The sequence below is a fragment of the uncultured Nostoc sp. genome (genome assembly GCF_964245575.1).
In the GTDB taxonomy this organism is placed as follows: domain Bacteria; phylum Cyanobacteriota; class Cyanobacteriia; order Cyanobacteriales; family Nostocaceae; genus Nostoc.
This window is the reverse complement of sequence record NZ_CAXTNP010000413.1, coordinates 1-4,920: the sequence shown is the minus strand read 5'-3', so window position 1 is coordinate 4,920 and position 4,920 is coordinate 1. Positions and strand designations below refer to the sequence as shown.

The 4,920-nt window shown below is 44.1% G+C and carries 6 protein-coding genes; 3 read left to right on the top strand and 3 right to left on the bottom strand.

Going from position 1 to position 4,920, the window contains the following annotated elements; all coding sequences use genetic code 11:
- Positions 1–103: 103 nt before the first annotated feature.
- Both ACFFAP_RS35785 and ACFFAP_RS35780 read right to left on the bottom strand, forming a co-directional pair.
- Positions 104–1,939 carry a peptidoglycan D,D-transpeptidase FtsI family protein gene (locus ACFFAP_RS35785; protein WP_375515658.1) on the bottom strand — a complete coding sequence of 612 codons (1,836 nt, stop codon included), beginning with the start codon at positions 1,937–1,939 and terminating at the stop codon, positions 104–106.
- Positions 1,940–2,187: 248 nt separating this feature from the next.
- The gene (locus tag ACFFAP_RS35780) at positions 2,188–2,886 is read right to left on the bottom strand and encodes a hypothetical protein (RefSeq protein ID WP_375515657.1); all 699 of its coding nucleotides are present in this window, start codon (positions 2,884–2,886) and stop codon (positions 2,188–2,190) included.
- 497 nt (positions 2,887–3,383) lie between these two features.
- Between ACFFAP_RS35780 and ACFFAP_RS35775 the strand changes: the two genes are divergently transcribed.
- Positions 3,384–3,611, top strand: coding sequence for a hypothetical protein (locus tag ACFFAP_RS35775; protein WP_375515656.1), 228 nt, complete (start codon positions 3,384–3,386; stop codon positions 3,609–3,611).
- 244 nt (positions 3,612–3,855) lie between these two features.
- Here the strand turns inward: ACFFAP_RS35775 and ACFFAP_RS35770 are convergent, their stop codons facing one another.
- On the bottom strand, positions 3,856–4,059 hold the full coding sequence (locus ACFFAP_RS35770; RefSeq protein WP_375515655.1) for a hypothetical protein: 204 nt from the start codon (positions 4,057–4,059) through the stop codon (positions 3,856–3,858).
- A gap of 343 nt (positions 4,060–4,402) precedes the next feature.
- Here ACFFAP_RS35770 and ACFFAP_RS35765 point away from each other — a divergent pair, with 343 nt between their 5' ends.
- Entirely contained in the window at positions 4,403–4,528 is a 126-nt protein-coding gene (locus ACFFAP_RS35765) for a hypothetical protein (protein WP_375515654.1), read from the top strand.
- Positions 4,515–4,847, top strand: coding sequence for a hypothetical protein (locus ACFFAP_RS35760; RefSeq protein ID WP_375515653.1), 333 nt, complete (start codon positions 4,515–4,517; stop codon positions 4,845–4,847). The genes ACFFAP_RS35765 and ACFFAP_RS35760 overlap by 14 nt, the downstream gene beginning before the upstream one ends.
- Positions 4,848–4,920: the final 73 nt, after the last annotated feature.

Below are 4,920 nucleotides of genomic sequence, written 5' to 3'. Positions count from 1 at the left end.
GAGTCTTTGATACTCGCCAACGAGTCTTTGATACTCGTGAATGAGTCTTTTAACTCCGTTAATGAGTCTTTTAACTCGACTCTTCTGTGCCCCTGCTCCCTGCCTACGGCACTTCCTTCTGCTGCTCGATCGCCTTACTTGGGGGAATCTCCTCAAGAGGAATGAGTGCTTCGATTACCGACTTCACAATTGGGGCGGCGACAGTAGAACCATAAGCATTTTCTCCTTTTGGCTCATCCACCAGTGCGAACACTACATACCGAGGAGATTCCACTGGCAAAATAGCCACGAAGCTGGTCATTCTAGCACCCTTAATGTAACCACCATTAGGACTAGCTTTTTGGGCTGTACCAGTTTTACCAGCAATGCGATATCCCGGAATTTGTGCCGCCTTCCCGCTACCTTCATTAACAACAGTTTCCATCATTTCCACAACCTTTTGGGTTGTTGCAGTTGAGAAAATTTGGCGGGGAATGGTGTGAGTAGGTGAATCATGCATCTGCCCTTTGCTATCAATCAACCCCCGAACTACATGGGGTGTTACCAACTTACCGCCATTGGCTAAAGCGCCGTGCATTTGCACCAGCTGTATAGGTGTCATGGAAAAGCCTTGTCCAAAGGAAGTAGTAGCTGGTTCAATTGGCGAAGCGATAAATTCTTCTTGACTTTTGAGCCGGCCACCAACTTCAAAAGGTAAATCTGTATCAACTTTTTGCCCTAAACCCAAGCGTTCTAGCCAGTTGTAATAGATTGAAGGCTTTAAGCGTTGGATAATTTGCACCATGCCAATGTTGCTGGAATATTGCAAAATCTGAGCGATGCTGATTCGCCCATTCCGATTATTCATCGCATTTTTAATGGTGTAATTCGCTACTCGAATAGAACCGGAGTCATTAAACATATCATCTGGTTTGATGACGCCATTTTCCAGAGCGATCGCTACATTCAAAGGTTTAAAAGTCGATCCCGGTTCATAAAGATCCGCCACCGTCCAGTTTTTAAATAGCGAGATATTAGCTTTAGCGTATTCATTAGGGTTATAAGTAGGCTGAGAAACGAGGGCAAGTAAGGAACCATCCAATGCATCCATGACAATTACCGCCCCACGTTTGGCGTCAAACTTTTCCATCTGTTGTTTGAGCGCAACGCGAGCAATTCGTTGCAGACGGCTATCAATAGTCAGTTGCAATCGCAAATCATCAAAATGCAAAAAACCTTCCGGGGCATGATCCGGCATTATGGCCCCATTACCCGACCGACTGAGCCGCACCGTTTGCACAGGACGTTCTAGCAACTTCTCTTGAGAGTATTCCACACCTGCTTGACCACGACGGTCAAGATTCACGTAGCCCACCACATCAGAAACCAAATCATCTGGCGGATAATATCGGGAGTATTTTTGAGCCCACTCCAACCCATTTAAGCGTAAAGAGATGACGCGATCGATAATTTCTTCCGGGAGGGCTGGGGCAAGTATAATTCCGCTTCTTTTGCTTTGAAAAGTTTTTACCAATTCAGCAGTATCTTTTGCCAATATTGGGGCAAGTCGCTCTGCCATGTCTTCATTAGACTTATCAAACAGCTTGGGATGAGCGTACAAAATATATACAGGACGGTCAATTGCCAACAGATTACTATTGCGATCTACCACAGGGCGACGCGGCATAAAAGGTCGCAAATACACCATTTGCTGGTTTCGTGCCTGCTGGGTTAACTTTTGCCCCTTGACAATTTGCAGGTTATACAAGTTGACAGCCAACCCCAACCCTGATGCCATTAATACGCCCCATACTATGAACAGTCGGGACTTAGTGTAGGATGTTTGGTCTTGGATATTAGAGGCTAGTGTCCCCAATAACCCTTGCTTAGAACCCTTCTGTCGCCTTTTAAATGCTGGATTCCGAAACTTTCTGTTTGTTCTGCTTGGTGATTTTTGCATTGGGTTTGTCCTTTGTCATTAGTCATTAGTCATTTGTCCTTTGTCCTTCGTCCTTCGTCCTTCGTCTTTTAAGTTCTGTTCCTCCTTGGAGTTGGCATCATCACCTAAAACCGATACTCAGACCTCTTTGTTTGTCTGAAACTAATGACCAATACAACTCTTGGAGAGGCTGCGCCCTAAGCGTAGCTATGCCGCAGGCTTTACGACTACGCTCAGTACAAGTAACCAATGACCAATGACTCTTAACCTTAATACCCCTGTGGCGAGAGTGTTTGCTGTTGCGTTTCAGGTTTTGACGTTGTGTTAGACGATGCTGGCTTAGGACTACGAGATGCTGGAGACAAGAAAATCATCCCTTGAGGAGTCGGCGATACCAGCCCTGCTGTTGGTTGTTCTGCTTCCTCAGCAATTTTATTTGTCAGCGTCGCGTTGGTTGTCGTTAGTAGCCGCTCATGACGTTGGAGGTTTTGCAGTCTGCGATATGACTTACTCCAAAGGTCTTGCGAATATACCGTCCAGCCATAAACAGCAAGTGTCGATGCTACTAACAAGAACGCCAAAACTGTCGAATAACGCTGAAAGGTATACAAGCGTAGCAACCACAAAGGTGCTGCTCCAGAATTAGGCATTGTGGGAAGGCGAAGAAAATCTACCCCCGGAGTTTTTTGGTTTGCATTCGACTGCTCATTGAGATTTAGCAATTGTTGTCTAGCCACCTCTTTCACCGATTTGGGCGTAACTGCTTTATTTATCGGAGAAACCGCGAGATTTTTCGAGGAACGCTGTCGTCTTCGAGAGGATACTGGTGCAGCTTGGGCAGTGGGTGTAGAAGCGCTTTGTGCTGCTGATTCTATACGTGCAGAACGTCGCCTCCCTAAAGAAAGGATAGAATCTCGTCCAAACCAAGTACCCCTTGTAGAAACAGCAGATTTACGAGCAACTACCATAAATTTTTGAGATGGAAAATACTGTACTTTAGATTGATTGTCTTAATTGTCTGTTTTTGCTTAGTTAAAATCGCCTTCTGTGCAACAAGCACACATAACAGACTACACCCTTTTAACTCTTCTGATAGATAGCTATAACAATTGCATCCTCTAGATATTGCAATTTTGCAATCAGCGATTAGCAACTGGACAGCTTGCCCTTTATATATCGCACCTAAAGTATTGCAACGCGGGGTAGCAAGGTGCAATACTCCGGGAAAAAATAAATTTTTTGCTATGATAGCTCGGTTTGCTAGAAAATTTGGTAATTTCCGTTTTGCTCCTGAGTTAAGAGAAACTAATCAGATGGCTGTATGATACCTAATTCAAAAAAGAATACCCCAAAGGATTGTTTTTTTTAGTATGTAATCTTGTAGCATTTAAAAAAAAGCAATAAATACGGTATCGTATTCTACAGGCGAAAAATTGTTCTAGCCACAATTGGTGAAAGAGGAGTTATGAAAACAAAAATCTTTGGTTTGGCTGTAATCTTAAGTCTGGCTACAATTCTCGGAGCCTGTGAAGGCGGTGGCGGTGGTGATGCTGGTGGTGGCGCTGGTGGTAGCGGTACTACTAGTACCCCACCAGCAGGTGAACCAACTGATGCACCTGCTGGTGGATCGTCTACACCTGCTGCGACTCCCACAACTACTCCCGCAGCTACTCCCACTGCTACTCCTAAATAGGGCATCCTAAACTTTAGTTTAAATCATGCCCAAAACAGCTTAGTAACAGCGCTCGTCACCACATAGCTTGAATTAATTAGGTTCACGTAAAAACCTGCATTTTTCTGTTGGTGTATCAGAGCTTAGTACCGCAAGGCGGAAGTCAACCCCTACGGGGAAGTCAAAAGTCAAAAGTCAAAAGTCAAAAGTCAAAAGTCACGCCTGCTTTAATTTTGTGCTTTGTGGCTGTAATGAAATGGTAGGTTTATTTCCGCCTACCTGTACTAGAGTTTGGTCGAATATCAGCTAAGTAGGGCAGCAAGTAAAGGACACTGGTGATGAGGATTACCTCCTCAACCATGTGTCCGCCTGAAATCCTCGTCTCACCAGAGAGGCAGGGGATAAGTTCTAGCTGTCTTGATGGTGAGAAAGATGCTGGAATTTCCCAGCAATAGAGGGTTTCAAGCACCTAAATTTTTTATGATCTTCGGTTAAATATTTATTTAGGGCGTCAAGTGCCACAATAAATAATGCGTCCTTGTTTCAGCAGCCCTAAATATATTTATGGGGTTGTCCCCCAAGCTTTTTGCCCCCTGTCCCCTTTCCTCTTTTGTGACCGAACCTTATTCCAAGTCTAAGGGAGTTGAGTTCTATAAATCTGAGCCATCTTGTAGGCAAAGTACTTCCCTGGTTTGGTGTTTGGAACGGCTTAGACTCCTGAGTTTTCAGAGGGCAAAACAATTCATCGCGATCGCTGGCAATTGCTCTTGGGCATTCCCTGTAGTCTATTCCGTATCAGAACAGACCTGGTGATGTCCTTTGATATTGCCAGATTTTTATTGGGAAAATTTTTAACTTTGGGAATGGGGAATGGGGAATGGGAAAAACAGATTTTCATCCTGCGTTGTGAACGCAGTTCAGGAGATGGAGAGAATTAAAGCGATAAAGGCAATAAAATTACTGAGCTTAATTGTAATTATTATAATCTTTTGTGTGTTAAGTAGCTCTTGGCGATCGCCGACAATAGCATTACCACCACCAGAGGATACACCAGAAGAAATATTACGCACTAAGATTATCATAGAAGCGCGATCGCCTATTGATGGAAAATCCCTAACAGCTGCCGAATACATTCAATTACAAGCGCAGCTCCAACTTGCCCCGCCCCCAAAACTAGACCCCAAAATTCGGGATCAGATTTTCTTGCTTCGTATACGTAAAACCTTACTCCAGTTTTTCCCATTTTTAAATTTTTGATAAATTCGTCATTAGTCATTAGTCATTAGTCACTTGTACTGAGCGTATCGCTAAAGCGAAAGCTCCGCTAACG